This window comes from Parazoarcus sp. PS-13 R2A (assembly GCF_057621855.1).
On record NZ_JBYEXN010000028.1, the window covers coordinates 26,937 to 53,584 of the forward strand.

Here is a 26,648-nt window from a genome sequence, read left to right on the forward strand (position 1 = left end):
TGACAGTTGCTTCGGCGCTGCGTGCACCGCGTCGTGGCGGGAACCTCGCACCTGCAAGCCGACTCGGATGCTGACAGCGTACAGACGCGCACACGACCTTGATTCGCTTCGGCATACTCTAGGCCCTGTGTCGGTTTAGTCCCTCTTTGTCGAGATGGAGTTCATGGCCTTATGCGTACCCATGCTTTCTGGACTGTTGCGCCGGGTCGTGGCGAGATTCGCGATACCGAGCTGGAGCCGCCGGCAACAGGGGCGCTGAGGGTTCGTGCCCTCTACAGCGGCATCAGCCGTGGCACCGAGCGTCTGGTGTTCGATGGTGAGGTGCCGGAGAGCGAGTACGCGCGCATGCGGGCGCCGTTCCAGGAGGGCGAGTTTCCTGCGCCGGTCAAGTATGGCTACGCCAGTGTCGGTGTCGTCGAGGCAGCCGGCAGTGATGAGGCGGCCCGGGCCCTGCTCGGCAAGACCGTGTTCTGCCTCTACCCCCATCAGTGTGATTACGTGGTGCCGCTGTCTGCGGTGACCGTGCTGCCCGAGGGCCTGCCGGCGGCGCGCGCAGTGCTTGCCGCCAACATGGAGACGGCGGTCAATGCACTGTGGGATGCGGCGCCTGCGGTGGGCGACCGGATCGCAGTCATCGGTGCCGGCGTGGTCGGCTGTCTGGTGGCCTGGCTGTGCAGCCGGCTGCCCGGCTGCCGGGTGGAACTGATCGATATCGACGCGTCGCGCGCCCAGCTTGCCTCCGCGCTCGGGCTCACGTTCCGGTCGCCGTCAGCGGCGGCGCCGGAATGCGATCTGGTGATTCACGCCAGCGGGCAGGCTGCGGGCTTGCGCGATGCGCTCCGCCTTGCCGGGCAGGAGGCGATGGTGCTGGAGATGAGCTGGTTCGGGCGGCAGGCCGTGTCTCTGCCGCTGGGCGAGGCATTTCACGTGCGCCGGCTGACGCTGCGTTCGAGCCAGGTAGGCAGCATTCCGCCCGGCAGGCTGCCGCGCTGGGACTACCGGCGTCGGCTGGAACTCGCGCTGTCCTTGCTCACCGACCCGGTGCTCGATGCACTGATCAGCGGCGAGAGCAGCTTCTTCGATCTGCCGACCGTCATGGCAAGCGTGCTCGACCGCGATGCAAACACCTTGTGCCATCGCATTCGCTACCCGTCGCCCGCCGGATGAGCGCTTGATCCGGCCATGGCCCGTGCGCGACTCCTTTTCTTCTTGATGCTTGCAACAGGACCCTTCCATGTACAGCCTGAATGTTCGTGACCACATCATGATTGCCCACAGTTTTCGGGGTGAGATCTTCGGCCCGGCGCAACGCATGCACGGCGCGACCTATGTGATCGATGCCTGCTTTCAGCGCGAGGAACTCGACGCCGATGGCCTTGTGGTCGACATCGGTCTTGCCAGCACCGTGCTGCATGCCAAGCTGGCCGAGCTGAATTTCCGCAACCTGGACGAGGAGGCCGCGTTCAAGGGGCGCAACACCACGACCGAGTTCATGGCGCGGGTGATCTTCGAGCGCATGGCGGTGGCGATTCGTGATGGCGAACTGGGCGAGGGCGGCCGCGGGCTGACCGGGCTCAAGGTCACGCTGCACGAGTCGCACATTGCCTGGGCGAGCTACGAGGGGCGTTTGTGAGCGATCAGGCTTCGCCACGCTGCAGCTTCATCGTCGCCGGCGACCCGGGTCAGCGTACCGGGGGCTATCGCTATGACGCGTTTATCGTCGATGGCCTGCGTGAGCGTGGCTGGCAGGTCGAGGTCATGGGGCTGGCCGGGCGTTTTCCGGTGCCTGACGAGCTGGCCTGGGAGGCGCTCGACCGGGCGCTGACCGATTTGCCGGACGACTCCCGTGTGGTGATCGACGGGCTGGCCATGGGCGGCTTGCCGGATGTCATCCAGACCCACGCCGGGCGGCTGCGCATCATTGCGCTGGTTCATCATCCGCTTGCCGACGAATCCGACATCGGTTCGGTGCAGCGGATGCTGTTTCTGCGCAGCGAGGCCGAGGCTCTTGCGGCGGTTGCAGCGGTCGTTACCACCAGTGCGTTCACCGCGCGGCGTTTGCAGGATTTCGGGGTGGCGTCTTCACGCATCAGCGTGGTGGTGCCGGGCGTGCAGGCCGCGCCGGTGGCCGTGGGCGGACATCATCCTTTGCGCATGTTGTGCGTGGCGACGATCACGCCGCGCAAAGGGCACGACGTGCTGGTCGCGGCCTTGCAGCGTCTCGAGAACCTCGACTGGGAGTGCGTCTGCGTCGGCAGCCTGCTGCGCGACCCGCTCCATGCGCAGCGGATTGCGCGCCAGATTCAAGACGCCGGTCTGGCTGACCGGATGCGCTTGTATGGCGAGATGGCCGACGTCGAGCTCGCAGGGGCTTATGCGGCGGCGGATTGCTTCGTGCTCGCATCGCATTACGAAGGCTATGGCATGGTGATTACCGAGGCGCTCGCGCGCGGCTTGCCGGTGGTGTGCACGCGTGGCGGTGCGCTGGCCGAGACCCTGCCGCCGGAGGCGGGCTTGCTGGTGGCGGTCGATGATGTCGATGCACTGGCCGATGCGCTGCGGCGCATGATCGAGGAGCCTGCTCTGCGCAGGCGTCTGCGTGACGGGGCACGCAAGGCACGGGACGGACTCAGGGACTGGGCGGATGCCGCCGCGGAGTTTGCGCGCGTGCTGGATTCGGTGTGAGCGTCAGGGTGGCCGAGATGCATTCATCCCTCTCCGACACCGACGATCGGGCACCGAGTGTGCCGGTCGGCCCGCATCCGGACGCGGTGTTCAGCGCCGACTGGCTGGCCCTGCGCGCCTTGCCCGATGCACGGGCACGCAACGCCGGGCTGGGCACGCGCGCACGGCAGTGGCTGCTCGACCGCGCCCGAAGTCGTGCGCACGGTGCCGCCCTGCATCTGCTCGACCTTGGTTGCGGCAGCGGTGCCAACACCGCTTTTCTCGCCGGGCGCCTGCCGGGGCCGCAATCCTGGCGTCTGCTCGATCACGACGCAGCCTTGCTCACGGCCGCGGCGGCGCGCACGACGCAACTGCGCGATGCGGATGGGGCTGCGCTGGCAGTGCGCACGCAGTGCTGCGATCTGCGCACCTTGCAGCCTGCACATCTGGCGGGCGCCGATCTGGTCACGGCATCGGCGCTGATCGACCTGGTCGATGCAGGCTGGCTCGAGCAGCTTGCGCTGGCGTGTGCGCAGGCAGGGTGCGCGGTCCTGATCACGCTGAGCGTCGATGGTGGCTGGCGCCTCCTCAGCGGCGAGGATGGCGCGCCGGCGCAGGAAGCCGTGGATGTCGACGATGCCTTCGTGCGTGCGGCGTTCAACGATCACCAGCGTCGGGACAAGGGCGTGGGCGGCGCGCTCGGCCCCGATGCAGTGGACGCGTTTGCCACGGCCTTGCGCGCGCAGGGGTTCGAGGTGGCCTTGGCCTCCAGCCCGTGGCGGCTGCGACTTGCCGACCCGGACGAACTGGCGCTGGCGCTCGCACTGGTCCAGGGTTGGTGCGATGCTGCGCAGGCCCAGTGTCCGGCCGAAACACCACGGATTACGGGCTGGCATCGGCGCAGGGTCGAACGCCTGCAAGGTGCGTGCGGGGTACTCGAGGTCGGACATGTGGACCTGTTCGCCCAGCCCGGTGCCGAGGCGCGACCTGATGCGTCGTCCCAGACACGCGAGCGATGAGCGCAGCCAGGTCGAGCCTCGCGGCCACAGGCCGGCGCCGACGGCTGTTCATCCTGTTGCGGGCCCTCATCAGCATTGCTGCGCTCGGTGCATTGTTATGGTGGCTCGAGCCCGCAGCAATGCTGGACGCGGTTGGCCCGCTGGCGCCGGGATGGGTGCTGGCAGGGCTTGCAATCAGCGTGCCGCAGGTGTTTGTTTCAGCGTGGCGCTGGCGCCTGACCGCGCACCGGCTGGGACTCGATCTGAGCCTTGGGCGGGCGTTTCGCGAGTATTACCTCGCCACCTTTCTCAATCAGGTGCTCCCCGGCGGCGTCGGCGGTGACCTGAGTCGCGCCTGGCGTCATGCGTCTGAGGCCGAGGATGTGCGCGGGGCCTGGCATGCGGTGCTGATCGAGCGGGTCTCCGGGCAGGTGGCGCTGATGGTGGTTGCGGTCGCGGCGCTGCTGTCGTCGCCGGTTCTGCTGCGCAGCGTGAGCACGTTCCCGGCTGCGCCGAAACTGCAGCTTGCGGGTGTGATCGCAGCCTTCTGTGCCGCAGTCTTGTGGTTTTCGCGGCGGGCGTTGACGCGCCTGTGGCGTGATCTGCGGCACTCGATGCTGGCGCGAACGGTGTTGCCGCAGCAGTTGCTGGCCTCGTTTGCGGTGGTGGCAAGCTATATCGCCGTCTATTTCTGCAGCGCACGAGCAATCGGTGTGCCCCTGCCGGCCACAAGCTTGCTGCCGCTGGTGCCGATGGTCTTGCTGGCGATGGCACTGCCACTGTCGGTGGCCGGCTGGGGGGTGCGCGAGGGCGCGGCGGCCGGCATCTGGCTGCTGGTGGGCCTAGCGCCCGCGCAGGGCGTGACCATTTCGATCGCATACGGGGCCCTGGTATTCGTCTCCAGTCTGCCCGGTGCCGTACTGCTGATGCTCGGCGGACCTCGGGCCGGGCCGCGCGAGGGTGTTGCCAGCCAAGGGCCTCAATAGCCGGGGCTTAACGCAAGGCGAGGTCGAACAGGGTATCCCTGCCGCAGGCAAAGCTGCGCGAGCGCGGGCGCAGCGCGTCGTCCAGGGTGTCGATCGCTGGCAGGCTGACGCCAGGGCGGCCGGAACCGATCAGCATTGGTGCGACCAGCAGATGCAGACGGTCGAGCGCGCCAGCGTGGAGAAAGCGCGACACGGTGTAGCCGCCGCCTTCGATGAGGACGCGGCGCAAGCCGTGGCGGGCTAGGATGGCAAGAATGGCTGCGGGCTCGATGTCGCCCTCCGCTTCGTCGCCGATGCGGTCGATGGCGATGCGGGTGCTGTGCGAACCGGGGCTGGCATTGCAGTGGCGCGAGCCCACCAGGTGCAGCGTGGTGGCAGTGGCGTCATGAAACAGGCGGGCATCGGCGTTGGCGCGATTGCGACGGTCGATGACGACCCTGACCGGATGCGGGCCATCAACATGACGCACCGTGAGTTGCGGATTGTCGGCATTGACCGTGCCGACACCGACCAGCACCGCATCCACGACGGCCCGCAAGCGATGAAGATGGGTGAGGGCTGCGCTGCAGTTGATGTATTGCGAGGCGCCGCTGACGGTGGCGATGCGCCCATCCAGGCTCTGACCGAGCTGACCGACGACATGGCTGCCCGACCCCGAAACCAGCGGCAGAAAGAGGTCGAGCATCTCCCGGGCCTCTGGACTGGGCTCGGCGCTGCACTGCCAGCCGCCGTTGTCCGTGACTTCAAGGTCGTATTCGTCCCCGGCGAGCACGGCGCGCGACTGCCCCTGCCAGTCGTGCTGGCGGGTGCGGAGAATCAGTTGCCAGGCTTGATCGGCACAGAGCGAAAGCGGCATGGGCGGAACTCGTCAGGGTAGTGGGGCCGAAGCCGGAAGGGTGAGCCGACGCACTGACAAACCTAGCCGACTCCCGCGCCTGCGAGGAACGAAGGCCAGCCCGCCGCCGTCAATCGGCGTCTGTTGCGAGCTGATCGAGCCTGAAGCGGTGTGCGTCGCAGATCACCTGCGCCAGCGTGTCAGCAAACTGACCCACCAGACGCTCACCGAGTTCCGCTGTGGCGAGGCGCGCGTTCCCGGCGACCCCCGCCGGATTGAGGTCGCCCGCCATCCACGCGAAACCGGCTTCGCCCTCGGGGCCGAGCGTGTGCCCGGATGTGGCCATGTGCTCGCCGCAGGATGTCCAGTGGTCGATTGCGTCCCGACGCACCTTGTGCGGCGCGATATGCAGCATCATCGCGGTTTCCAGGGCGCCCCCGTGCAGACCGTGGCGCATCTCGCTGGCGGGCAGGGCCTGCGGCGGCGGGGCGAAGCGGAAGTAATTGGCGCGTACGACCAGCATGCGATGCGCTGCGCGCAGTTTGAGCGCGGCGAGATCGACGACTGCCTTGTTTCCGCCGTGGCTGTTGAACAGCACCAGCCGGTGAAATCCGGCACGGGCAACGCTGTCGCCGAGTTCGGTCAGGCTTGCGAGCGCAGTCTCCGGCGACAGGCTCAGGGTGCCGGGGTAGTCGCGGTGCTCCAGACTGAGGCCGACGTTCATCGCTGGCAGCAGGCAGGCGGGCAGGTCGTGCGGCAGGCGCTCAAAGGCGGCAGTGGCCAGCGCCAGGCCGATGTCGAGATCGGTTGATAGCGGCAGATGGGGTCCGTGCTGCTCGATGGCGGCCAGCGGCAGCACCGCCACGGCGTCCCGCGCGGCAAGCGCACGGATCTCGTCGGGGGTGAGGTCTTGCCATAAATAACGGGGCGCTGGCTGCATGAGGGGATCCATTGGGGCGATTGCAGGTCTTTGATCATGATTGAAACACTGAATTCCGTCCCGGGGGCATGAATCGCGTGATGAACTTGAAAGCGTCGGGTACGAACGCATTGCTGCGCCTGGTCCTGCCGCTGCTGGTCCTGAACGCCGTGCTGACCTTCGGCAACGACTGGCCGGGAATTGGCGTGGTGTTCGAGCCCCGGCTCTCGGTCGAACTGCTCGCCGGCGCCGTGCTGCTGTTGCTGTGGACGCGGTGGCGCGGGGCGGTTTCATTGCGTGTGTTGTCGATGCTGGCGGGGCTTGTGCTGTTGCTGGTGCTGCTGCGTTACGTCGAGGTCACCGTGCCCGCGCTCCTCGGTCGTCCGGTCAATCTGTACTGGGACGGGCGTCACGGCTGGCAGGTGCTGCGCATGGCGACGATGGACATGCCCGTGTGGCAGCTCACGGGGTCTGGCCTGCTCGTGCTGGCGGGCGGCGCGCTGCTGTTCGTGCTGTTGCGGCTGCAGATCGTGGCGCTGTCCGAGGGTTTCCGCCGCTGTGCGACCTCGCGTGGGCTGGTGCTGGCCCTGATTGCACCCGTGCTGTTCTGGTTCGCTCAGCCCTGGGTGGGGCGCGACACCCGCAGCCTGTTTGCCGAACCGGTGAGCGTGGCGGTCTATCGAGCCGGCACGCAGTTGCGGGATGCGCTGGCGCCCGGGCGCAGCGCAGCGCTGCTCGGGCCCAGCCCGGTGTTCTCGGGCAATCTGAATGCGCTCGGTGGTGTCGATGTGATCCTCATCTTCTCCGAGGCCTATGGCGCCGTGACGTTTGACGACGCCGAGATCGCGGTCTCGCTCAAGCCCTCGCGGCAGCAGCTGGCGCAGGCGCTGAGCGACAGTGGTCGTGGTGTGGTGTCGGCCCGTGTGCTTTCTCCCACGTTCGGCGGCGCCTCCTGGCTGGCGCATTCGGCCCTGCTCAGTGGCATCGATACCCGCGACCCGGGCAGCTACGATGTCCTGCTGACGACGGATCGCCCGACCCTGGTGAGTCACTTTGCCGGGCACGGTTATCGCACCGTGGCACTGATGCCCGGCCTGCAGCGGCCGTGGCCGGAAGGCGCTTACTACGGATTCTCGCGCTATGCCGACGCGGATGCGATCGGCTACCCGGGGCCGGCTTTTGGCTACTGGCGGATTCCGGACCAGGCCGCGCTCGCGCTCCTGCATGCGCAGGAGCTGGCGCAGCCGGTGAGCGGGCGCAGTCCGCGCTTCGTGGTGTTTCCCACCGTCAGTTCGCATGCGCCGTTCCGGCCCGTGCCGCCGTATTTGGGCGACTGGGATGCGGTGCAGGGGGTATCCGCCTACTCGCCGGAGATGCTCGACAAGGCGCTTGCCGAGCCGGTGTCGTGGTCGGACCCGCTTCCCGCCTATCTGCAGTCGATGCGCTACAGTTTCGAGTGGCTGTCGGGCTACATGCGCGAGCGGGCGGCCTCCGGGAGTCTGATCATCGTGATCGGTGACCATCAGCCCATTGCCGCGGTAAGCGGGCGGGGCGCCTCATGGGAGGTGCCGGTGCATGTGTTCAGTGCCGATGCGGCGCTGCTGGCGCGTTTCGAGCGCGCCGGCTTTCGCGCGGGGCTGGGCGAGGATGCGGCCTTGCTTGGCAGCATGCCCGATCTGACCCGGATCCTGCTGAGCGTATTTGATGACAGCAGCGATGGCCGTGGCGACTACAGCGGCGGCGCGCCGTTCCCGATTCAGCGCTGACAGCGCATTCGTCGGGGCGGCGCCTGGCACCGCGTGAGCGCGCTTACTGCGCCTGTGCGAACTGTTCGCTCAGGTGCTGCACGGCATCGCGCTCGCCGCGGATGCGCAGGAAGGCGCCGTTGTCGTCGGCGCGTTCGCCCAGCAGTTCGCAGTTTGCGTAGATCTTTCCGCGCAGCTGCTGCGCCGACCACGGCAGGAACAGCTCTGCCTCGATCAGACCCTGCTGAAAAAAGGCGACGATCTGCGCGCGCAGGCTGGCGACCTCGTGCGGGCGGCGCGCGCTCATCACCACACATGACGGGTACTTTGCCCGCAACGCCGCTTCGCATTCGGCCTGCGCGGCTTCGTCGCCGACGTGGTCGATCTTGTTGAATACGCGCAGCTTTGGCACGTCCTCTGCGCCGATCTCGGCCAGTACCTTGTCGGTGACCTCGAGCTGGCGCTCGAAGCCGGGGTCGCTGGCGTCGATGACGTGCAGCAGCAGCGCGGCGTCGAGCGCTTCATCGAGGGTGGATTTGAACGATGCGACAAGCCCGTGCGGCAGGTTCTTGATGAACCCCACCGTGTCGCTGACGAGTACGCGGGGCGTGCTGTCCGGGTAGAGCGTGCGTACCGTGGTGTCCAGCGTGGCAAAGAGTTTGTTCGCGACCAGCACCTCGCTGCCGGTCAGTGCGCGCATCAGCGTGGATTTGCCGGCGTTGGTGTAACCGACGAGCGCCACGCCCGCGAGCCCCCGCCGACCCTGGCGCCGCGCGCGCTGGGTCTTGCGCTCGGCTTCCATGGCAACGATCTCGAGTTGCAACTCGGCAATGCGGTCACGGATCTTGCGTCGGTCCAGTTCGGTGTGCGACTCGCCCGCGCCACGACCGCCCGAGCCGCTGCGCTGGCGCCCCTGCGGGCCGGCCAGCTTGGCCGCTTCGCGAAGACGCGGCGCCATGTAGCCAAGGCGCGCGATCTCGACCTGCGCGCGGGCCGCGCGCGAGCGCGCATTGCGATGGAAAATCTCAAGGATGACCATGGTGCGGTCCATCACTTCGCAGCCCACTTCCTTTTCGAGGTTGCGAGCCTGCGACGGCGAGATCTCATGGTCGACCAGGATGGCATCGATGAAGTCACCATCGGCATCGGCGCTGTCGTCAGCGGGCAGCCTGCTGCTCACGAACACGCTGATTTCCTGACGCTTTCCGGCGCCCAGATAGGCTGTGGTGTCGAAGCCGGTGCGCTTCTGCACAAAGCTGTGCACCACCTTGAACCCCAGCGTTTTTGCCAGTTCGCGGAGTTCGGCCAGCGAAGCCTCAAACTCGGCATCGCTCACGTTCGGCAACTGGACCGCTGCCACGACGGCGCACCTGAGCTTCTCTTTAACAACAGTTTGCATTCGGGGGGTACTTCTTTTGGAGGGCAAAGCAGGATGGTACCCGTCAATGCAAAATGGTCGTGCGTAACAGGTGTATCAAATCAGCGACTGCGAGCCGGTCGCCGTGTTCACTCGGTCCTGGCAGGAGGAGTCGTATCGTCCTGTGCGCCGGTGTCACCACTCGCGTAGCGCCGGGTCATGGTGCGCAACTGCCGCATCTGTTCGTCGAAATTGGTGCAGCCCTTGCACATCATGATGTGCATGCGCAGCGACAGTCGCTCACGCAGGCTGAGGCCGCGGTCGAGTGCTTCCGAACTGAGCCGGGTGGCTTCCTTGCAGGTCAGCATGAGGGACAGTCTCCGGGGTTGAACCAGTTACCCTCGAGGCAGGCCCGCAAGCTGACGCGGGCGCGATACAGGATGACATGGCAGTTGTTGGAGGTGATCTCGAGTTCGGCGCAGATCTCCGGGGTTTCGAAACCCAGCATCTCGCGCATCATGAACACGCGGGCGATGTTCTCTGGCAGGCGGTCGAGGCAGGCTTCGAAAACCGCCCAGAACTGCTTGTTGTCGAGCGCCTCGTCGGGCGTGTTCCATTGCGCCGGGCGGGCCTGTTTCTGCCAGTGGCCGTTGTCGCGGAACAGGCCGTCGAGCTTTTCGTCGTCGGAGATGTCGTCGCTGCCGATCGATGAGATCGACACCGTGCGCGCGCCACGGCGCAGGATGTCGACGATCTTGTTGCGCAGGATGCTGAAGACCCATGTCTTCAGTGCGGCGCGGCCTTCGTGGCGGGCCGCGTTGATCAGGGCGGCCTCGATCGCTTCCTGCACGGCGTCTTCGGCCAGTGCGGCGTCACGCAGTTGCACCTGCGCAAAACGCAGCATGTCGCGCCGAAGCTCGGTCAGCAGGACCGGGTCGGCGAGCGCGTCTGCCGGCGATGTCGGGTGGGTGTTCGTTTGGGCACGCACCATGCGTGGTCTCCGGGGGCGGTTGTTCGGGCAATGCATGAAGCACGGCAGGCTTCAGTGTTGTCGGCGGCAATCGCGCACGGGGGGCCCGCACATGCGCCGCCGGTCATGAGTCGGTCCTGGCCGCCGATTCTTACACCCGGCCGCGATCAGGCCTCGATATGACGCAGCGACAGGTCGAGGGCGCGCACGTCCTTGGTCAGGCTGCCGATCGAGATGCGGTCTACGCCGGTCTCGGCGATTTCACGCACACGCTGCAGGTTCACCCCGCCGGATGCTTCGAGTTCGGCGCGTCCAGCGTTGATGGCCACCGCTTCACGCATGTCCTCCAGGCTCATGTTGTCGAGCAGGATCATGCCGACGCCGGCGTCGAGCGCGTCGCGCAGTTCGTCCAGGCTCTCGACTTCCACTTCGATGAATACATTCGACGGGGCGATGATGCGCGCCTGTTCAACGACTTCGCGAATTCCGCCGGCGGCGATGATGTGGTTTTCCTTGATCAGGATGCCGTCGTACAGGCCGATGCGGTGATTGACGCCGCCACCGACCGCGACCGCGTATTTCTGCGCCAGACGCAGGCCGGGCAGGGTCTTGCGGGTATCGACGATGCTGGCGTTGGTGCCGGCGACGGCATCGACAAAGCTGCGGGTGACTGTTGCCGTGCCCGAGAGCAGCTGCAGAAAGTTCAGCGCGGTGCGTTCGGCGGTCAGCAGCACCCGTGCGCGGGCCACCACTTCGCACAGCTCCTGGCCGGCTTCCACCCGGTCGCCATCCTTGACGTGCCATTTGACGGTGGCCGCCGGGCTCAGTGCGGCGAAGGCTGCATCGAACCATGCCGTGCCACAGATCACGGCGTCCTCGCGGGTGATCACGCGGCCGCGAGCCTCGGTCTGAGCGGGGACAAGACGGGCGGTAAGGTCGCCGGTGCCGATGTCTTCTGCCAGCGAGGCGGCAACACAGCGCTGGATTTCGACGCGAAGCTGTTCGGAGAGCATGATGAGAACCGGATTGAGTAGGCAGGGGCGAGATTCTAACATTGCGCACCGATGCACCTGCTGCGTCATTCAAGCTCTGGATGCTCCATGAAGCCACGCGACCTCGTCGAACTCTTTCTCCTTGCCGCAATCTGGGGCGGCTCATTCCTGTTGATGCGGGTTGCTGCGCCGGCCTTCGGGCCTTTCGCGCTCATCGAGCTGAGGGTGGGGCTGGCCGCGCTGGTGCTGATTCCGGTGCTGGCCATGCAGGGCGGTTTGCGCCAGTTGCGCTCGCGCTGGGCTGTGCTGCTGGTGGTTGGCCTGTGTGCGTCGGCTTTGCCATTTGTCTTGTACGCATGGGCAACGCTGTCGGTGACGGCCGGTTTCGCATCCATCGTGAACGCGACCACGCCCATGTTTACCGCGCTGGTGGCGTGGGTCTGGCTCAAGGACAGGCTAAGTGCGCCTGCGCTCCTTGGCATGCTGGTCGGCGTGCTGGGCGTGGTGATCCTGGTCTGGGGCAAGGTTTCGTTCAAGGACGGCGGCTCGGGCTGGGCGGTGCTTGCCTGCCTCGGGGCGACGCTGTCCTACGGGGTCGCGGGAAACATGACCAAGCGCTATCTCTCCGGTGTGCCACCGATGGTGACGGCAACCGGGAGCCAGCTGTATGCCAGCCTGATTCTGCTGCCAATGGCGATCGCCTCGTGGCCGCAGGAGACGCCATCGGCATCGGTGTGGAGCGCCGCGGTGGTGCTTGCCGTGGTCTGCAGCGGGCTGGCCTACGTGCTGTTCTTTCGCCTGATGGAGCGCCTCGGCCCGACCCGCACCGTGAGCGTGACCTTCCTCATTCCACTCTTCGGCATGCTGTGGGGTGCCGCATTCCTCGACGAGACGATTTCACTGCGAATGCTGACCGGTTGTGCCGTGATTCTGCTCGGTACCGGGCTTGCGACCGGCGTGTTGAGCCGGCTGCGCATGCCCTGGCAGCGGATGAACTGAATCGGAGGGCTCGCAGCGGCGCGCCGATGTTCAGGTCTTGAGGCGGCCGGATGCGCGTCCGCGGCGGCTGTCGATGGCGATCATCACGCCTGCCGAGCCAATGGTGAGAATGCCCAGCAAGGCGATTTCATCGGGGATGTGGCCGAAGAAGAGCCAGCCGATCAGCATTGCCCAGATCAGCTGTACATACAGTATTGGCGACAGTACCGAGGCAGGGGCATCGCGAAACGCCCGGATGAGGAGGAAGTGTCCGCTGCCGCCATAGATGCCGAGCGAAGCGATCAGCAAAGCGTCTTTCAGGCCCGGGATTGGCCCGCCCCAGATCCAGGGCAGGGCGAGCGTCATTGCCACGGTGCCGATCAGCGCCGTATAGAACAGCATCGTGACCGGGTTCTCGGTCGGTGTGAGCTGCCGGGTGAGGATCTGGTACAGGGCGTACGACATCGCGCCACCGAGTGCGAGTGCGATGCCTTCCGCGACCAGGCCACTTCCCGGTCGCGCGATCAGCAGCACACCAACGAAGCCGACGATCACCGCGACCCAGCGCATGACCCCGATCTGCTCACCCAGCAGCGGGCGGGCGAGCAGGGTGACGATCAGCGGCGCGGCGAAGACGATGGCGGTGGTCTCTGCCAGCGGCATGCGCGACAGCGCGGCCATCCCGAAGAAGGTGGTGCCGAGCAGGCAAAGTGCGCGGGCGACCTGTCGCGTCGGGCGGGTGGTGCTGATCAGGCGCAGTCGCATCGACGGCGCGAGAAAGATCACCATCAGCAGGAAATGCACGCTGTAGCGCGACCACACCAGCATCGGCACCGGATAGGTCTGCGCGAGATGCTTGGCGGTGGAGTCGAGCAGCACAAAGAGCAGCAGGGCGCCGAGCAGCAACAGGACACTGCGGGCCAGTGCGGGCGTGGGAGTCGTCATCCGGGGCGGTCGCTCAGTGGCGTTCGCGTGCGGCTTCGACCATCCATCCGTTGAAGACGCCTCGTGCAGCGTCGATGACCTCGCTTGCGGTCAGTCCGACCGGGCCGACACCTTCACGTGCCAGGCGGTCGGCGGCTGCGCCGTGGAGGTGTACCGACGCAATCAGCGCGGGTTCGGCTGGCCAGCCCTGGGCCAGCAGACTCAGGGCAAGCCCGCTGAGGACGTCGCCCATGCCCGCCGTGGCCATGCCGGGATGCCCGGTGTTGTTGATGAACCAGCGCCCGTCCGGGGTGGCAATGATGCTGCCGGCGCCCTTGAGCACGACCAGCGACCTGTACTTGCGCGCCAGTGCAAGCGCGGCCGCGAGTCGATCGTGCTGGACCTCCTGGGTCGTGATGCCGAGCAGGCGGGCACCTTCTGCCGGGTGTGGCGTGAGCAGGGTGATGCCGTCGCGCTCGCTCAGGGTCTTGCCCAGCGTCTCGTCACCGGACACGATATTGAGCGCATCGGCGTCGAGCAGCAGGGGGCAGTCGGATTCGATCGCTGCGCTCAGCAGTTTGCGCGCATCGGTGTCCGTGCCCAGACCGGGGCCGGCGGCGAGCGCAGTGAGATGGTCGGGCAGGGCGGCTGCACCGCGCAGCATCAGTTCGGGATGGCTGGTATCTACCGTGGGTGCGCCCGGGTCGAGCAGACCGACGAAGACCCGCCCGGCACCGAGCATCAGCGCAGCACGCCCGGCAAGCAGCGCCGCGCCCGCCATGCCATTGGCGCCACCCAGCACGCCGGCGTCGCCATACAGGCCCTTGTGGGTGTTGCGCGGACGCGGGGTCAGGCGGTCGCGGAACAGGCTGGTGCGGATATGGAAACCCATGGTCGGCACCCAGGCCGGCGCGTCGATCTCGATGCGCTGAACCGAGATTTCGCCGCAGTGGTCGGGCCCGTCCAGGGTCAGCAGGCCGGGCTTGAGCGCGATGAAGGTCGTGGTGTGGGTTGCACGAAAGCAGGGGCCGAGCGGACGGCCGGTGTCGGCATCGAGCCCGCTGGGGACGTCGAGCGCCATGCGCGGCACACGTTGTGCGTTGAGGGTGTTGATCCATGTCGCGAAGCGGCCTTCGGGCGGACGCTTGAGGCCGATGCCGAAAATTGCATCGACCACCAGTGCCCAGCCGTTGGCCGGTGCCGAGGGCAGGTCGGAGACCGTGCTGCCGCCCGCCAGCATGAAATCGGCATGCGCCTTGGCGGCTTCGGGCGGCAGGGAGCCCGGCTGGTTGGCGAAAGCGACGATCACTTCGCGTCCGGCCTGCCGCAACTGGCGCGCCATCACGAAGCCGTCGCCGCCGTTGTTGCCCGGGCCGCAGGCAATCAGGATGGCGCCGGGGCGGTCCATGATCAGGCGCACGGCATCTTCCGCTGCGGCGCGGCCAGCCCGCTCCATGAGCGGCGGACGAGCGCTCGGGATCAGCTTGCGCTCGATCTCCCGGATGGCGGAGACAGGGTAGATGGGTTGTGCGGAAGTGAACATGTTCGGGCTTTCTGCAAAGTGACCCCCGATTCTAAGGGCGGCAGCTTCGGTGTGCGCTCATTTTGTTGCGTCACGCCGGTCGCCGGGCGTCCTGTCTGCCCCGGATCAGGCACGAACGCCCGCTGCGGCGCGCAAGGAAAGGCGCTCGTTGCAACGACATGGGGCGGACGCTGGTGCTCCGCGAGGGCGGGTCTAGTTGCCGGCCTTGCGCTTTTCCAGCCGGGTTTCGTGCAGGAGTTCGACTTCGCCTGCGTCGTTGGCAGACTCGAGCCGCACGGTGAAGCCCCACAGGCGGGCGATATGCTTCACGACCTCCTCCGCGTTCTCGGCCAGCGGCCGGCCCTGCCAGCGCTGGTGGCGCAGGGTGAGCGAGCGGTCGCCACGCAGGTCGACATTCCAGACCTGGATGTTGGGCTCGCGGCTGCCAAGGTTGTAGTGCTCTGACAGGATTTCGCGCACGTGGCGGAAGCCCGCGTCGTCGTGGATGGCAGAAACCTTGAGCTTGTCCTCCCGTTCGTCGTCGAAGATCGCAAACATGCGGAAGTCGCGCATGACCTTTGGCGACAGATATTGCGCAACGAAACTTTCGTCCTTGAAGTTGCGCATCGCGAAGTCGAAGGTCTCCCGCCAGTCGCTTCCCGCAATGTCGGGAAACCACTGGCGGTCCTCGTCGGTGGGGTGTTCGCAGATGCGACGGATGTCGGTCCACATGGCGAAGCCGAGCGCGTAGGGGTTGATGCCGTTGTACCAGCGGACGTTATACGGTGGCTGATAGACGACATTGGTGTGCGACTGCAGGAACTCGAGCATAAAGCTGTCGGCAAGCAGGCCTTCGTCGTACAGCGTGTTGAGCAGGGTGTAGTGCCAGTAGGTTGCCCAGCCCTCGTTCATGACCTGCGTCTGGCGCTGGGGGAAGAAGTACTGCGCAATCTTGCGCACGATGCGCACGACCTCGCGCTGCCAGGGTTCGAGCAGGGGCGCGTTCTTCTCGATGAAGTAGAGCAGGTTCTCTTCGGGCTCTTCCGGGAAGCGGCGTTCCTTGCGGCCGTCGCTGCGCACGTCGTGGGCCGGCAGCGTGCGCCACAGGTCGTTGACCTGGGTCTGCAGGTATTCCTCGCGCTCGTCCTGACGCAGCTTTTCCTTTGCCATCGAAAGCTTGGGCGGGCGCTTGTAGCGGTCGACCCCCAGATTCATGAGCGCGTGGCAGGAGTCGAGCAACAGTTCCACGTCTTCCACGCCGTGGCGCTCTTCACACTGGGCGATGTAGTTCCGCGCAAAGATCAGGTAGTCGATGATCGCGTCCGCATTGGTCCAGGTGCGGAACAGGTAGTTGCCCTTGAAGAAGCTGTTGTGCCCGTACGCGGCGTGGGCAATCACCAGCCCCTGCATCGGCAGGGTGTTCTCCTCCATCAGGTAGGCGATGCAGGGGTTGGAGTTGATGACGATTTCGTAGGCCAGGCCCATCTGGCCGCGACGGTACCCTTTCTCGGTGCTCAGGAACTGCTTGCCGAACGACCAGTGGTGATAATTGACCGGCATGCCGACCGAGGCGTAGGCGTCCATCATCTGCTCGGCGGTGATGACTTCGATCTGCACCGGATAGGTATCCAGGCCATAGTCCTTTGCGACGCGGGCGATTTCGGTGTGGTAGCGCTCGATGCTCTCGAAGCTCCATTCCGAACCTGCGGGCAGGGGGATGCGTTTCTTGAGGGCAGGTTTCATGCGAGGCTCTTCTTGAAAAGTTCGCGGAAAACCGGATAGATGTCCGCCGGCGACTCGATGCGCTGCATGGCGAAGTTCTTGCTGCTGGCGTGCAGCTTTTCGTACTCGCGCCACAGGTTCTGGGGCTCGCCCGGGGTGATCTCGATGTAGGCGAAGTACTGACACCACGGCAGGATCTCGTCGTCGAGAATCTTGCGGCAGATGGGCGAATCGTTGTCCCAGTTGTCGCCGTCCGATGCCTGGGCGCCATAGATGTTCCACTGACCGCCGGCGTAGCGCTCGCGAATGATGTCGCGCATCAGTTCGAGCGCGCTCGACACCACCGTGCCGCCGGATTCACGTGAGTGGAAGAACTCGTCCTCGTCGGTTTCCTTGGCAATGGTGTGGTGCCGGATGAAGACCACCTCGATGTGCTCGTACGTTCGATTGAGGAAGAGGTAGAGCAGCATGAAGAAGCGCTTTGCCGTGGCTTTCTTTTCCTCGTCCATCGACCCCGACACGTCCATCACGCAGAACATGACCGCCTGGGTCGTGGGTTGCGGAATCCTGATGCGGTTGTTGTATCGCAGATCGAAGCTGTCGATGAAGGGAATCGCATCGATGCGCGCCCGCAGTTTGCCGAGCTCCTCGCGCAATTCGCGCACGCGATCGCTGTCCTCTCCCTGCTCGGCGATGGTCTCGTCGAGCTCCTGCTGCAGTTCGCGATAACGCGCCCGATAGGGCGAGCTCAGCGCCAGGCGACGTCCCAGCGCGCCGCGCATGGAGCGCACGATGTTGATGTTGGCCGGCACCCCGCTCGATGTAAAACCGGCGCGCTGTGACTTGAAGTCGGTGACCCGGGCGAGCTGGGTGCGAACCAGGTTGGGGAGCGCGAGGTCGTCGAAGAAAATGTCGAGAAATTCGTCGCGCGAGAGCTGGAAGACGAAATCGTCTTCGCTCTCACCGTCGTTCCCGGCCTTGCCGCCACCGCCCGAGCCGCCAGCGCCGCCCTGTGGGCGCCTGATCTGGTCTCCGCTGGAAAACTGGTCGTTACCGGGGAATACCTGCTCCCAGATCCCGCCCTTTCCATTCTGGAAATGAGGTTCGGACAGATCCTTGGTCGGGATGGAAACGCTTTCGCCGTTATCCAGGTCGCGAATGGAGCGGCCATCTATTGCGTCGGATACTGCGCGCCGAATCTGCTGCTTGAAGCGGCGGACGAAACGCTGGCGATTAACCGCACTCTTTTTCTTGCTGTCGAAGCGCCGATCGATGATGCGGACCATGCCTTCCTCCGTGGTGGCCCATGACAAACCCGCTGCCGGTGAGTGCCGGCGGCGTGGTTCGCAATGGTGCGTTCAGGCGTTCAGGACGACTTCCGTACGCGCAGATACCACTCGCATAGCAGGCGCACCTGTTTCTCGGTATAGCCCTTTTCGATCATGCGATTGACGAAGTTCTGGTGCTTCTTCTGCTCATCGGCACTGGCCTTGGCGTTGAAGCTGATGACCGGCAGCAGGTCCTCGGTGTTGGAGAACATCTTCTTCTCGATGACTGCGCGCAGTTTCTCGTAGGAGGTCCAGCTCGGGTTGGCGCCTTCGTTCTTCGCACGGGCGCGGAGCACGAAGTTGACCACCTCGTTGCGGAAGTCCTTCGGGTTGCTGATGCCCGCCGGCTTCTCGATCTTTTCGAGTTCCTCGTTGAGCGCCGAGCGGTCAAGGATCTCGCCGGTGTTCGGATCGCGGAATTCCTGATCCTGGATCCAGAAGTCGGCGTAGATCACATAGCGATCGAAAATGTTCTGCCCGTACTCGGAGTAGCTTTCGAGGTAGGCGGTCTGGATCTCCTTGCCGATGAACTCGGCGTAGCGCGGTGCAAGAAACTCCTTGATGAAGCCGAGGTAACGGGACTCGTTTTCCGGGGGGTACTGCTCCTGCTCGATCTGCTGCTCGAGGACATACATCAGGTGCACCGGGTTCGCCGCCACCTCGCGGTGGTCGAAGTTGAACACCCGGGACAGCACCTTGAACGCGAAGCGTGTGGACAGCCCGGTCATGCCTTCGTCGACGCCGGCGTAGTCGCGGTACTCCTGGAAGCTCTTGGCCTTGGGGTCGGTGTCCTTGAGGTTTTCGCCGTCATAGACCCGCATCTTGGAATAGATGCTGGAGTTTTCCGGCTCCTTGAGGCGGGACAGCACGGAGAACTGGGCGAGCATCTTCAGGGTGTCGGGGGCGCAGGGCGCTTCCCACAGGGAGCTGTTCGCCAGCAGCTTCTCGTAAATGCGGATCTCGTCCGACAGGCGCAGGCAGTAGGGCACCTTGACGGTATAGATACGGTCGAGGAAGGCCTCGTTGTTCTTGTTGTTCTTGAACGCTGTCCATTCGGACTCGTTCGAGTGCGCCATCACGATGCCGTCGAAGGGAATCGCACCGAAGCCCTCCGTACCCTTGTAGTTGCCTTCCTGCGTAGCGGTGAGGAGGGGGTGGAGCACCTTGATCGGCGCCTTGAACATCTCGACGAACTCGAGCATGCCGCGGTTGGCGAGACACAGACCGCCGGAGTAGCTGTACGCATCCGGGTCGTCCTGCGAATACTGCTCCAGTTTGCGGATATCGATCTTGCCGACCAGCGAGGAGATGTCCTGGTTGTTCTCGTCGCCAGGTTCGGTCTTGGCGACTGCGACCTGGCGCAGCACCGAGGGCGTGAGCTTGACCACCCGGAACCTGGTGATGTCGCCGCCGTATTCATGCAGGCGCTTGACCGCCCACGGGCTCATGATGGTGCCGAGGTAGCGCCGGGGGATGCTGTAGTCGTCCTCAAGGATGTGACCGTCTTCCTCAACGTTGAACAGCCCGAGAGGGGATTCATTTACCGGCGACCCCTTGATCGCATAGAAGGGAACGTGTTCGATCAGGGTCTTGAGCTTTTCAGCAAGAGAGGACTTGCCGCCGCCGACCGGGCCGAGCAGATAGAGGATCTGTTTCTTCTCCTCCAGCCCCTGGGCCGCATGTCGGAAATACGACACGATATGTTCGATGACCTCTTCCATGCCGTAGAAGTCGCGGAACGCAGGGTAGAGCTTCAGGACCTTGTTCGAAAAGATGCGCGACAGGCGCGGATCCAGCCGGGTGTCCACCAACTCCGGCTCCCCGATTGCCATCAGCATGCGTTCTGCTGCGGTAGCGTATGCGGCACGGTCCTTACCGCATAACTCCAGATACTCCTGGATCGACATTTCGTCTTCGCGGGCCGCTTCGAATCGGGCTTGGTAAGCGTTGAAGATGCTCATCGGGACGTCTCCTTGTCGATTGGGTCGCGTTGACCCGACTCAATTCCGTCGATTGCTTCTTGGCACTGATCCTGCTTTCGCAGACATGTTGCTGCACCATGCTCATAACCTGAGAGGTTACGGTAGCCTGCGAGTTCCGCCTGTGAGCGTGCATTTTTTCACTGTTCCAAGTGCATTCTGACCCTTTAGAGGCGCTGGAAGGAAGGCCCGGGCCGTGTGCTAGAATCGCCGATTGTTTGGAACAAGTCGGCCACATCGTGCACCTGATTGTGGGAAAACACTCAGGGCGGAATGCTTGGCCGGCGGTATTTTTGACTTCTCAGGATTGATTGAATGCAGACCAACCAGGAAACCCCGAGCTCGCTGGAGCGCCGTATCGATATGTCCGTCGCCATGGCGGAGATCAATAAGGAAGTCGAAGCGCGCCTGAAGAAGATGGCTCGCACCGTAAAAATGCCTGGTTTCCGCCCGGGCAAGGTGCCGATGAAGATTGTTGCCCAGACTTACGAGCCGCAAGCGCGCTCCGAAGCCATTGGTGCTGCCGTTGAAAAAGCGTTCGGCAACGCCGTGCGTGAGCAGAATCTGCGTGTGGCCGGTTACCCCCGTATCGAGCCCAAGGAAGCGTCGAGCGCTGAAGTGCTCGAGTTCAGCGCCGTGTTCGAGGTTTATCCGGAAGTGGTTTCGGGCGACCTGAGCACGCAGACGATCGAGCGTCCCGCTCTGGAAGTAGGCGACGCCGAAGTCGACAAGACCATCGACGTGCTGCGCAAGCAGCGCACTTCCTTCGAGCTGGCCGATCGCGCCGCTGCCGAAGGTGATCGCGTGGTGATCGATTTTGCCGGTCGCAAGGATGGTGAGCTGTTCGACGGCGGCCAGGCTGAGGACTTCCCCTTCGTCATCGGCGCAGGTTCGATGCTGAAGGATTTCGAAACGGCTGTTACCGGTCTGAAGTCGGGTGAAGCCAAGACTTTCGACATGACCTTCCCTGAGGACTACCACGCCAAGCATCTGGCCGGTCAGACCGTTCAGTTCGAAGTTACGGTGAAGAAGGTTGAAGCACCGGTGCTGCCGGCGGTCGACAGCGACTTCGCCAAGGCGCTGGGTGTTGCCGATGGCGATGTCAGCAAGCTGCGTGACGAAGTCCGTACCAACCTGACCCGCGAAGTGAAGCGTCGCATCCAGGCCAAGGTCAAGGAACAGGTCATGAACGCCCTGATCGAAGTGACCCCGATTGACGTGCCCAAGGCACTGGTCGAGGCCGAGTCGAGCCAGCTGGCCGAGAACGCCAAGCGTGACCTCGAAGCGCGTGGCATGCAGACCAAGGACATTCCGGTCGAGCCCGCATGGTTCGCAGACCAGGCCGTGCGTCGCGTCAAGCTCGGGCTGATCATGGCCGAGCTGGTCAAGGCCAAGGAACTGCACGCCAAGCCTGAGCAGGTGCGCGCGCTGGTTGAAGAGATGGCCGAGAGTTACGAAGATCCGTCTGAGCTGGTACGCTGGTATTACGCACAGCCGGATCGTCTGGCACAAGCTGAAGCCGTGGTGATCGAGGACAACGTCGTGGCTTGGGTGGCTTCGCAGGCCCAGACCACCGACAAGCCGGTCGCTTTTGATGAATTGATGGGCAACGCGGCCTGAGGTCGCGAGAGAGCGAGTAATGATGAACGGAACACCCCAGCACAGCAGTGAATGGAACCCGATGGGTCTTGGCCTGGTTCCAATGGTTGTCGAGCAGAGTGGGCGCGGCGAACGCGCCTATGACATCTATTCGCGCCTTCTGAAGGAGCGGGTGGTGTTCCTCGTCGGTCCGGTCAATGACACGACGGCCAACGTGATCGTTGCTCAGCTGCTTTTCCTTGAGTCGGAAAATCCGGACAAGGACATCTATTTTTATATCAACTCCCCCGGCGGTTCGGTGACGGCCGGCATGGCGATTTACGACACCATGCAGTTCATCAAGCCGAACGTCAGCACGCTGTGCATCGGGCAGGCCGCCAGCATGGGCGCGTTCCTGCTTGCTGCAGGCGAAAAGGGCAAGCGCTTCACGCTGCCCAATTCGCGCGTGATGATCCATCAGCCGCTGGGTGGATTTCAGGGCCAGGCCTCGGATATCGAGATCCATGCACGCGAGATCCTGTTCCTGCGGGCGCGTCTAAACGAGATGCTCTCCAAGCACACGGGGCAGCCGCTTGAGCAGATCGAGAAGGACACGGATCGCGACAATTTCATGTCGGCGACGAAAGCCGTCGAATATGGCCTCGTAGACAAGGTGCTCACCAGCCGCGCCGATACCTGAACCAGGAGAACAGATCATGTCGGAAAAGAAGACGGGCGGCGAAAAGCTGCTGTACTGCTCGTTTTGTGGCAAAAGTCAGCACGAAGTGCGCAAGCTGATCGCCGGTCCATCCGTCTTCATTTGCGACGAATGCATCGAGTTGTGCAACGACATCATCCGCGAAGAGATCGCGGGCGATGCCGGCGGCGAGAACGTCAAGGGCTCATTGCCCACGCCGCAGGAAATCTGCGACATCCTTGATCAGTACGTGATTGGCCAGTCCAAGGCCAAGCGCAACCTGTCGGTGGCGGTGTACAACCACTACAAGCGCCTGCGTCACCTGAGCGACAGCAAGGACGAGGTTGAGCTCTCCAAGAGCAACATCCTGCTCATCGGCCCCACGGGTTCAGGCAAGACGCTGCTCGCGCAGACCCTCGCGCGGCTGCTCAACGTCCCCTTCGTGATGGCTGATGCCACCACCCTGACGGAAGCCGGCTATGTCGGCGAGGACGTCGAGAACATCATTCAGAAGCTGCTGCAGAAGTGTGACTACGACGTCGACAAGGCGCAGCAGGGTATCGTCTATATCGACGAGATCGACAAGATTTCGCGCAAGTCGGACAACCCGTCCATCACCCGTGACGTCTCGGGCGAGGGCGTGCAGCAGGCGCTGCTGAAGCTGGTGGAAGGGACGGTCGCATCGATTCCCCCCCAGGGCGGGCGCAAGCATCCGAACCAGGACTTCGTCCAGGTCGATACGACCAACGTGCTGTTCATCTGTGGCGGCGCGTTCGATGGGCTGGACAAGGTCATCCGCAATCGTACCGAGAAGGTCGGGATTGGCTTCGGTGCAGAGGTCAAGAGCAACGAATCCAGAAGCGTCACCGAGACTTTCCGCCAGGTCGAACCCGAGGATCTGATCAAGTTTGGTCTGATCCCCGAGCTCATCGGTCGTCTGCCGGTGGTTGCGACCTTGCAGGAACTTGACGAAGAAGCGCTGATCAAAATCCTAGTCGAACCGAAGAATGCGCTGGTCAAGCAATACCAGAAGCTGTTTTCGATGGAAGGCGTCGAGCTCGAGATTCGTTCTGCAGCCTTGCATGCCGTGGCGCGCAAGGCAATCCGGCGCAAGACGGGTGCTCGTGGTCTTCGCTCCATTCTCGAGGCGGCGTTGCTCGACATCATGTACGACCTGCCCACGCTTGAGGGTGTCAGCAAGGTCGTCATCGACGAGGGCACGATCGAGGAGGGCGCCAAGCCACTGCTGATCTATGCTGATCAGCAAAAGGTTTCCGGCTCGAACTGACGCCCAACAACCCGCCACTTGAATTCCCGGGTCGCGCCCACATATGGGTGTGACCCTTTTCGGAAGGAATATATAAATGTCGGGTCCTGCTGACCTCCCCAACGAGCAAATGGAACTGCCGCTACTGCCGCTGCGCGACGTAGTGGTGTTTCCGCACATGGTCATCCCGCTCTTCGTGGGGCGTCCGAAATCGATCAAGGCGCTCGAGAACGCGATGGAGGCGGGCAAGAGCATTCTGCTCGTCGCCCAGAAATCGGCCGCGAAGGACGAGCCCTCGATCGAAGACCTCTACGATATCGGCTGCGTCGCCAATATCCTTCAAATGCTCAAGCTGCCCGACGGCACTATCAAGGTGCTGGTGGAAGGGCTGCAGCGCGCGCGCATCGACTCTGTGGACGATCTGCGTCATTTGTTCGTGGCCAAGGCCACCCCGGTGCCGCTGTCCGAGGTCGACAATACTGAAGTCGAGGCCATGCGCCGGGCAATCATTGCCCAGTTCGACCAGTACGTGAAACTGAACAAGAAGATTCCGCCCGAGATTCTTACGTCTCTGGCCGGTATCGACGAGCCGGGCCGCCTGGCTGACACCATTGCCGCACACCTGCCGCTCAAGCTCGAGCAGAAGCAGGAAGTGCTGGAGATGTTCGACGTCAACGAGCGGCTCGACAAGCTGCTGTCACAGCTCGAAACCGAGCTCGATATCCTCCAGGTGGAAAAGCGCATCCGCGGTCGCGTCAAGCGCCAGATGGAGAAGAGTCAGCGCGAGTATTACCTGAACGAGCAGGTCAAGGCGATTCAGAAGGAACTCGGGGAAGGCGAGGAAGGTGCCGATCTCGAGGAGATGGACAAGAAGATCAAGGCCGCCGGCATGCCCAAGGAGGCGCTTGCAAAGGCCCAGGCAGAGTTCAAGAAGCTGCGCCTGATGTCGCCGATGTCTGCAGAAGCCACCGTGGTGCGCAACTACATCGACATCATGATTGGCCTGCCATGGAAGAAGAAGTCGCGTGTCAGCAAGGACCTCGGAGAAGCCGAAAAGGTGCTCGACCGTGATCACTATGGTCTTGAGCGCGTGAAGGAACGCATCCTTGAGTATCTTGCCGTGCAACAGCGCGTGGACAAGGTCAAGGCGCCGATCCTGTGCCTGGTCGGTCCTCCGGGTGTGGGCAAGACCTCGCTCGGGCAGTCGATCGCGAAAGCGACCAATCGCAAGTTCGTGCGCATGGCGCTCGGCGGCGTGCGCGATGAGGCCGAGATCCGTGGTCACCGTCGCACCTACATCGGTTCGATGCCGGGCAAGATCCTGCAGAACATGAACAAGGTCGGGGTAAAGAACCCGCTGTTCCTGCTCGATGAAGTCGATAAGCTGGGCATGGACTTTCGTGGCGACCCGTCGTCGGCGTTGCTTGAGGTGCTGGATCCGGAACAGAACCACACCTTCCAGGATCACTACGTCGAGGTCGATTTCGATCTGTCGGACGTGATGTTCGTGGCGACTGCCAATACGCTCAACATTCCCGCGCCGTTGCTCGACCGCATGGAAGTGATTCGCCTCTCCGGTTACACCGAAGACGAAAAGGTGAACATTGCCCTGCGCTATCTGCTGCCGAAGCAGATGAAGAACAACGGTCTCAAGGCTGAAGAGCTGTCGGTGACCGAAGAGGCGCTGCGCGACGTGTGCCGCTATTACACCCGCGAAGCCGGCGTGCGCAGCATGGAGCGCGAGATCTCCAAGATCTGCCGCAAGGTCGTTAAGGCACTGGTGCTGCGCTCGCGCAGCAGCAAGATCGTGGTGAATGCAAAGAACCTCGACAAGTACCTTGGCGTGCGCAAGTACAGCTTCGGGATCGCCGAGAAGCAGAATCAGGTGGGTCAGGTGACGGGCCTCGCATGGACTGAAGTCGGCGGCGAGTTGCTGACCGTCGAAGCGGTCGTGCTGCCTGGCAAGGGCAAGGTGATGACGACCGGCAAGCTCGGCGAAGTCATGCAGGAGTCCATTCAGGCTGCGCTGTCGGTCGTGCGTAAGCGCGCCCGTTCGCTGGGTATTGAAGACGACTTCTATCAGAAGAGCGACATCCATATCCACCTGCCGGAAGGCGCCATCCCCAAGGATGGGCCATCGGCTGGCAGTGCGATCACCACGGCGCTGGTCTCGGTGCTCACGGGAATTCCGGTCTGTTGTGACGTTGCCATGACGGGCGAGATCACCCTGCGGGGCGAAGTGCTTCCGATTGGCGGTCTGAAGGAAAAGCTCCTTGCAGCCGTCCGCGGCGGTATCGGCCGGGCGCTGATTCCTGAAGAGAACGTCAAGGATCTGGTCGAGATTCCGGACAACATCAAGAATGCGATCGAGATCATTCCGGTGAAATGGATTGATCAGGTTCTTGAACTTGCCCTCGAGCGCAATCCGACGCCGCTTCCGGACACGCCCCCGACTGCCGTAAAGCCGGCAGACGAGACGCCGGCATCGACGAAGGGTCTGCGAGCACACTGATCTTCTGTTCTGCTGCACCCCCTCAAGGCGCACTGATAGCTGCGAAAGCACGCTGCAGTGCGCCTTGACACTGTGGAATCGCACACGCTATAAAGACCTCAGATTATGCAGGACGACAGAGAGGGCGCCGGAAGACACGGCTTCTCTGGGTTTGGCCAGGTTATTTCTATCGCGTTCCACACCAGAAGGGGGCTAGAAGTGAACAAATCCGAACTGATCGACGCAATTGCCAAGAATGCCGATATTTCCAAGGCTGCGGCAGGCAAGGCGCTCGACGCAACAATCGATTCCGTAAAGCAGGCACTCAAGCAGGAAGATACCGTTACCCTCGTCGGTTTCGGAACCTTCTATGTGGGAGATCGTGCTGCACGGACTGGCCGAAATCCTCGCACCGGTAAGAACATCAAGATCAAGGCAGCAAAAGTTCCTAAATTTAGGGCTGGAAAAGGTTTGAAAGATTCGGTAAACTAGCGGACTTCACTGAGCAGACAGCACCTTCGCTGTCTCCAGTGCGGGTGCTTAGCTCAGTTGGTAGAGCGTCGCCCTTACAAGGCGAATGTCGGCGGTTCGACCCCGTCAGCACCCACCAGAAGATTTCAGGGAAAGTCAGCTGCTTGCAGCTGACTTTTTCTTTTCTGGAATGTTCGGCCAGGTCTGGATGGATGGCTTGTTTCA

At 63.7% G+C, this 26,648-nt stretch carries 23 protein-coding genes and 1 tRNA gene; 13 read left to right on the forward strand and 11 right to left on the reverse strand.

Translation table 11 applies throughout. From position 1 onward, the window contains the following. Positions 1-171: 171 nt before the first annotated feature. The 5 genes from AC22G6_RS19705 (at position 172) to AC22G6_RS19725 (ending at position 4,648) form a co-directional block, all read left to right on the forward strand. On the forward strand, positions 172-1,167 hold the full coding sequence (locus AC22G6_RS19705; protein ID WP_487368174.1) for a zinc-dependent alcohol dehydrogenase: 996 nt from the start codon (positions 172-174) through the stop codon (positions 1,165-1,167). Between the two features lie 67 nt (positions 1,168-1,234). Next, positions 1,235-1,633: a 6-pyruvoyl trahydropterin synthase family protein gene (locus AC22G6_RS19710; protein WP_487368175.1), complete on the forward strand. Its 399-nt coding sequence runs from the start codon at positions 1,235-1,237 to the stop codon at positions 1,631-1,633. Beyond that, entirely contained in the window at positions 1,630-2,685 is a 1,056-nt protein-coding gene (locus AC22G6_RS19715; RefSeq protein WP_487368176.1) for a glycosyltransferase family 4 protein, read from the forward strand. The genes AC22G6_RS19710 and AC22G6_RS19715 overlap by 4 nt, the downstream gene beginning before the upstream one ends. A 17-nt stretch (positions 2,686-2,702) precedes the next feature. Continuing rightward, positions 2,703-3,683 carry a methyltransferase domain-containing protein gene (locus AC22G6_RS19720; RefSeq protein ID WP_487368177.1) on the forward strand — a complete coding sequence of 327 codons (981 nt, stop codon included), beginning with the start codon at positions 2,703-2,705 and terminating at the stop codon, positions 3,681-3,683. After that, positions 3,680-4,648, forward strand: a complete 969-nt coding sequence (locus tag AC22G6_RS19725) for a lysylphosphatidylglycerol synthase transmembrane domain-containing protein (protein WP_487368178.1) — start codon at positions 3,680-3,682, stop codon at positions 4,646-4,648. The genes AC22G6_RS19720 and AC22G6_RS19725 overlap by 4 nt, the downstream gene beginning before the upstream one ends. 7 nt (positions 4,649-4,655) lie before the next feature. On the opposite strand, the gene AC22G6_RS19730 is transcribed toward AC22G6_RS19725, so the two are convergent. Both AC22G6_RS19730 and AC22G6_RS19735 read right to left on the reverse strand, forming a co-directional pair. Continuing rightward, positions 4,656-5,504, reverse strand: coding sequence for a RibD family protein (locus tag AC22G6_RS19730; RefSeq protein WP_487368179.1), 849 nt, complete (start codon positions 5,502-5,504; stop codon positions 4,656-4,658). Between the two features lie 109 nt (positions 5,505-5,613). After that, positions 5,614-6,423: a creatininase family protein gene (locus AC22G6_RS19735; RefSeq protein ID WP_487368180.1), complete on the reverse strand. Its 810-nt coding sequence runs from the start codon at positions 6,421-6,423 to the stop codon at positions 5,614-5,616. 80 nt (positions 6,424-6,503) lie between these two features. Here AC22G6_RS19735 and AC22G6_RS19740 point away from each other — a divergent pair, with 80 nt between their 5' ends. Beyond that, positions 6,504-8,168, forward strand: coding sequence for an alkaline phosphatase family protein (locus tag AC22G6_RS19740; RefSeq protein ID WP_487368181.1), 1,665 nt, complete (start codon positions 6,504-6,506; stop codon positions 8,166-8,168). A gap of 43 nt (positions 8,169-8,211) precedes the next feature. On the opposite strand, the gene hflX is transcribed toward AC22G6_RS19740, so the two are convergent. The 4 genes from hflX to nadC all read right to left on the reverse strand — a co-directional run bounded on the left by hflX (position 8,212) and on the right by nadC (position 11,487). Next, positions 8,212-9,546, reverse strand: a complete 1,335-nt coding sequence (gene hflX, locus AC22G6_RS19745) for a GTPase HflX (protein WP_487368182.1) — start codon at positions 9,544-9,546, stop codon at positions 8,212-8,214. A 107-nt stretch (positions 9,547-9,653) separates the two neighbouring features. After that, positions 9,654-9,872, reverse strand: a complete 219-nt coding sequence (locus tag AC22G6_RS19750; protein ID WP_487368183.1) for a zf-HC2 domain-containing protein — start codon at positions 9,870-9,872, stop codon at positions 9,654-9,656. Then, positions 9,866-10,495, reverse strand: coding sequence for a sigma-70 family RNA polymerase sigma factor (locus tag AC22G6_RS19755; protein WP_487368184.1), 630 nt, complete (start codon positions 10,493-10,495; stop codon positions 9,866-9,868). The genes AC22G6_RS19750 and AC22G6_RS19755 overlap by 7 nt, the downstream gene beginning before the upstream one ends. 146 nt (positions 10,496-10,641) lie before the next feature. Next, positions 10,642-11,487, reverse strand: a complete 846-nt coding sequence (gene nadC / locus AC22G6_RS19760; RefSeq protein ID WP_108975933.1) for a carboxylating nicotinate-nucleotide diphosphorylase — start codon at positions 11,485-11,487, stop codon at positions 10,642-10,644. Positions 11,488-11,574: 87 nt separating this feature from the next. Between nadC and AC22G6_RS19765 the strand changes: the two genes are divergently transcribed. Next, positions 11,575-12,465 carry a DMT family transporter gene (locus tag AC22G6_RS19765; protein ID WP_487368185.1) on the forward strand — a complete coding sequence of 297 codons (891 nt, stop codon included), beginning with the start codon at positions 11,575-11,577 and terminating at the stop codon, positions 12,463-12,465. Between the two features lie 30 nt (positions 12,466-12,495). Here AC22G6_RS19765 and AC22G6_RS19770 read toward each other — a convergent pair whose 3' ends face one another. The 5 genes from AC22G6_RS19770 to AC22G6_RS19790 form a co-directional block, all read right to left on the reverse strand. After that, positions 12,496-13,389, reverse strand: a complete 894-nt coding sequence (locus tag AC22G6_RS19770; protein ID WP_108975929.1) for a DMT family transporter — start codon at positions 13,387-13,389, stop codon at positions 12,496-12,498. A 13-nt stretch (positions 13,390-13,402) separates the two neighbouring features. Further along, entirely contained in the window at positions 13,403-14,911 is a 1,509-nt protein-coding gene (locus AC22G6_RS19775; protein WP_487368186.1) for an NAD(P)H-hydrate dehydratase, read from the reverse strand. A 192-nt stretch (positions 14,912-15,103) separates the two neighbouring features. Further along, positions 15,104-16,633, reverse strand: a complete 1,530-nt coding sequence (locus AC22G6_RS19780; protein ID WP_487368187.1) for a SpoVR family protein — start codon at positions 16,631-16,633, stop codon at positions 15,104-15,106. After that, positions 16,630-17,898, reverse strand: a complete 1,269-nt coding sequence (locus tag AC22G6_RS19785; protein WP_487368188.1) for a YeaH/YhbH family protein — start codon at positions 17,896-17,898, stop codon at positions 16,630-16,632. Before AC22G6_RS19785 ends, AC22G6_RS19780 begins: the two co-directional genes overlap by 4 nt. Positions 17,899-17,978: 80 nt before the next feature. Beyond that, on the reverse strand, positions 17,979-19,901 hold the full coding sequence (locus AC22G6_RS19790) for a PrkA family serine protein kinase (protein ID WP_487368189.1): 1,923 nt from the start codon (positions 19,899-19,901) through the stop codon (positions 17,979-17,981). Between the two features lie 333 nt (positions 19,902-20,234). Between AC22G6_RS19790 and tig the strand changes: the two genes are divergently transcribed. From tig to AC22G6_RS19820, 6 genes are all read left to right on the forward strand, one after another. Beyond that, positions 20,235-21,539 (forward strand): trigger factor, encoded by a 1,305-nt coding sequence (tig, locus tag AC22G6_RS19795; protein WP_487368190.1) that lies wholly within the window; start codon positions 20,235-20,237, stop codon positions 21,537-21,539. A 19-nt stretch (positions 21,540-21,558) separates the two neighbouring features. Next, positions 21,559-22,197, forward strand: coding sequence for an ATP-dependent Clp endopeptidase proteolytic subunit ClpP (clpP, locus tag AC22G6_RS19800; RefSeq protein ID WP_108948780.1), 639 nt, complete (start codon positions 21,559-21,561; stop codon positions 22,195-22,197). A gap of 16 nt (positions 22,198-22,213) precedes the next feature. Continuing rightward, the gene (gene clpX, locus AC22G6_RS19805; protein WP_487368191.1) at positions 22,214-23,482 is read left to right on the forward strand and encodes an ATP-dependent Clp protease ATP-binding subunit ClpX; all 1,269 of its coding nucleotides are present in this window, start codon (positions 22,214-22,216) and stop codon (positions 23,480-23,482) included. A gap of 76 nt (positions 23,483-23,558) precedes the next feature. After that, positions 23,559-25,973 carry an endopeptidase La gene (gene lon / locus AC22G6_RS19810; protein WP_108948778.1) on the forward strand — a complete coding sequence of 805 codons (2,415 nt, stop codon included), beginning with the start codon at positions 23,559-23,561 and terminating at the stop codon, positions 25,971-25,973. A 198-nt stretch (positions 25,974-26,171) separates the two neighbouring features. Continuing rightward, complete coding sequence (locus AC22G6_RS19815) at positions 26,172-26,444, forward strand: HU family DNA-binding protein (RefSeq protein ID WP_108977412.1); 273 nt, start codon at positions 26,172-26,174, stop codon at positions 26,442-26,444. Between the two features lie 42 nt (positions 26,445-26,486). Continuing rightward, positions 26,487-26,562: transfer RNA gene (locus AC22G6_RS19820), tRNA-Val, on the forward strand. Positions 26,563-26,648: the final 86 nt, after the last annotated feature.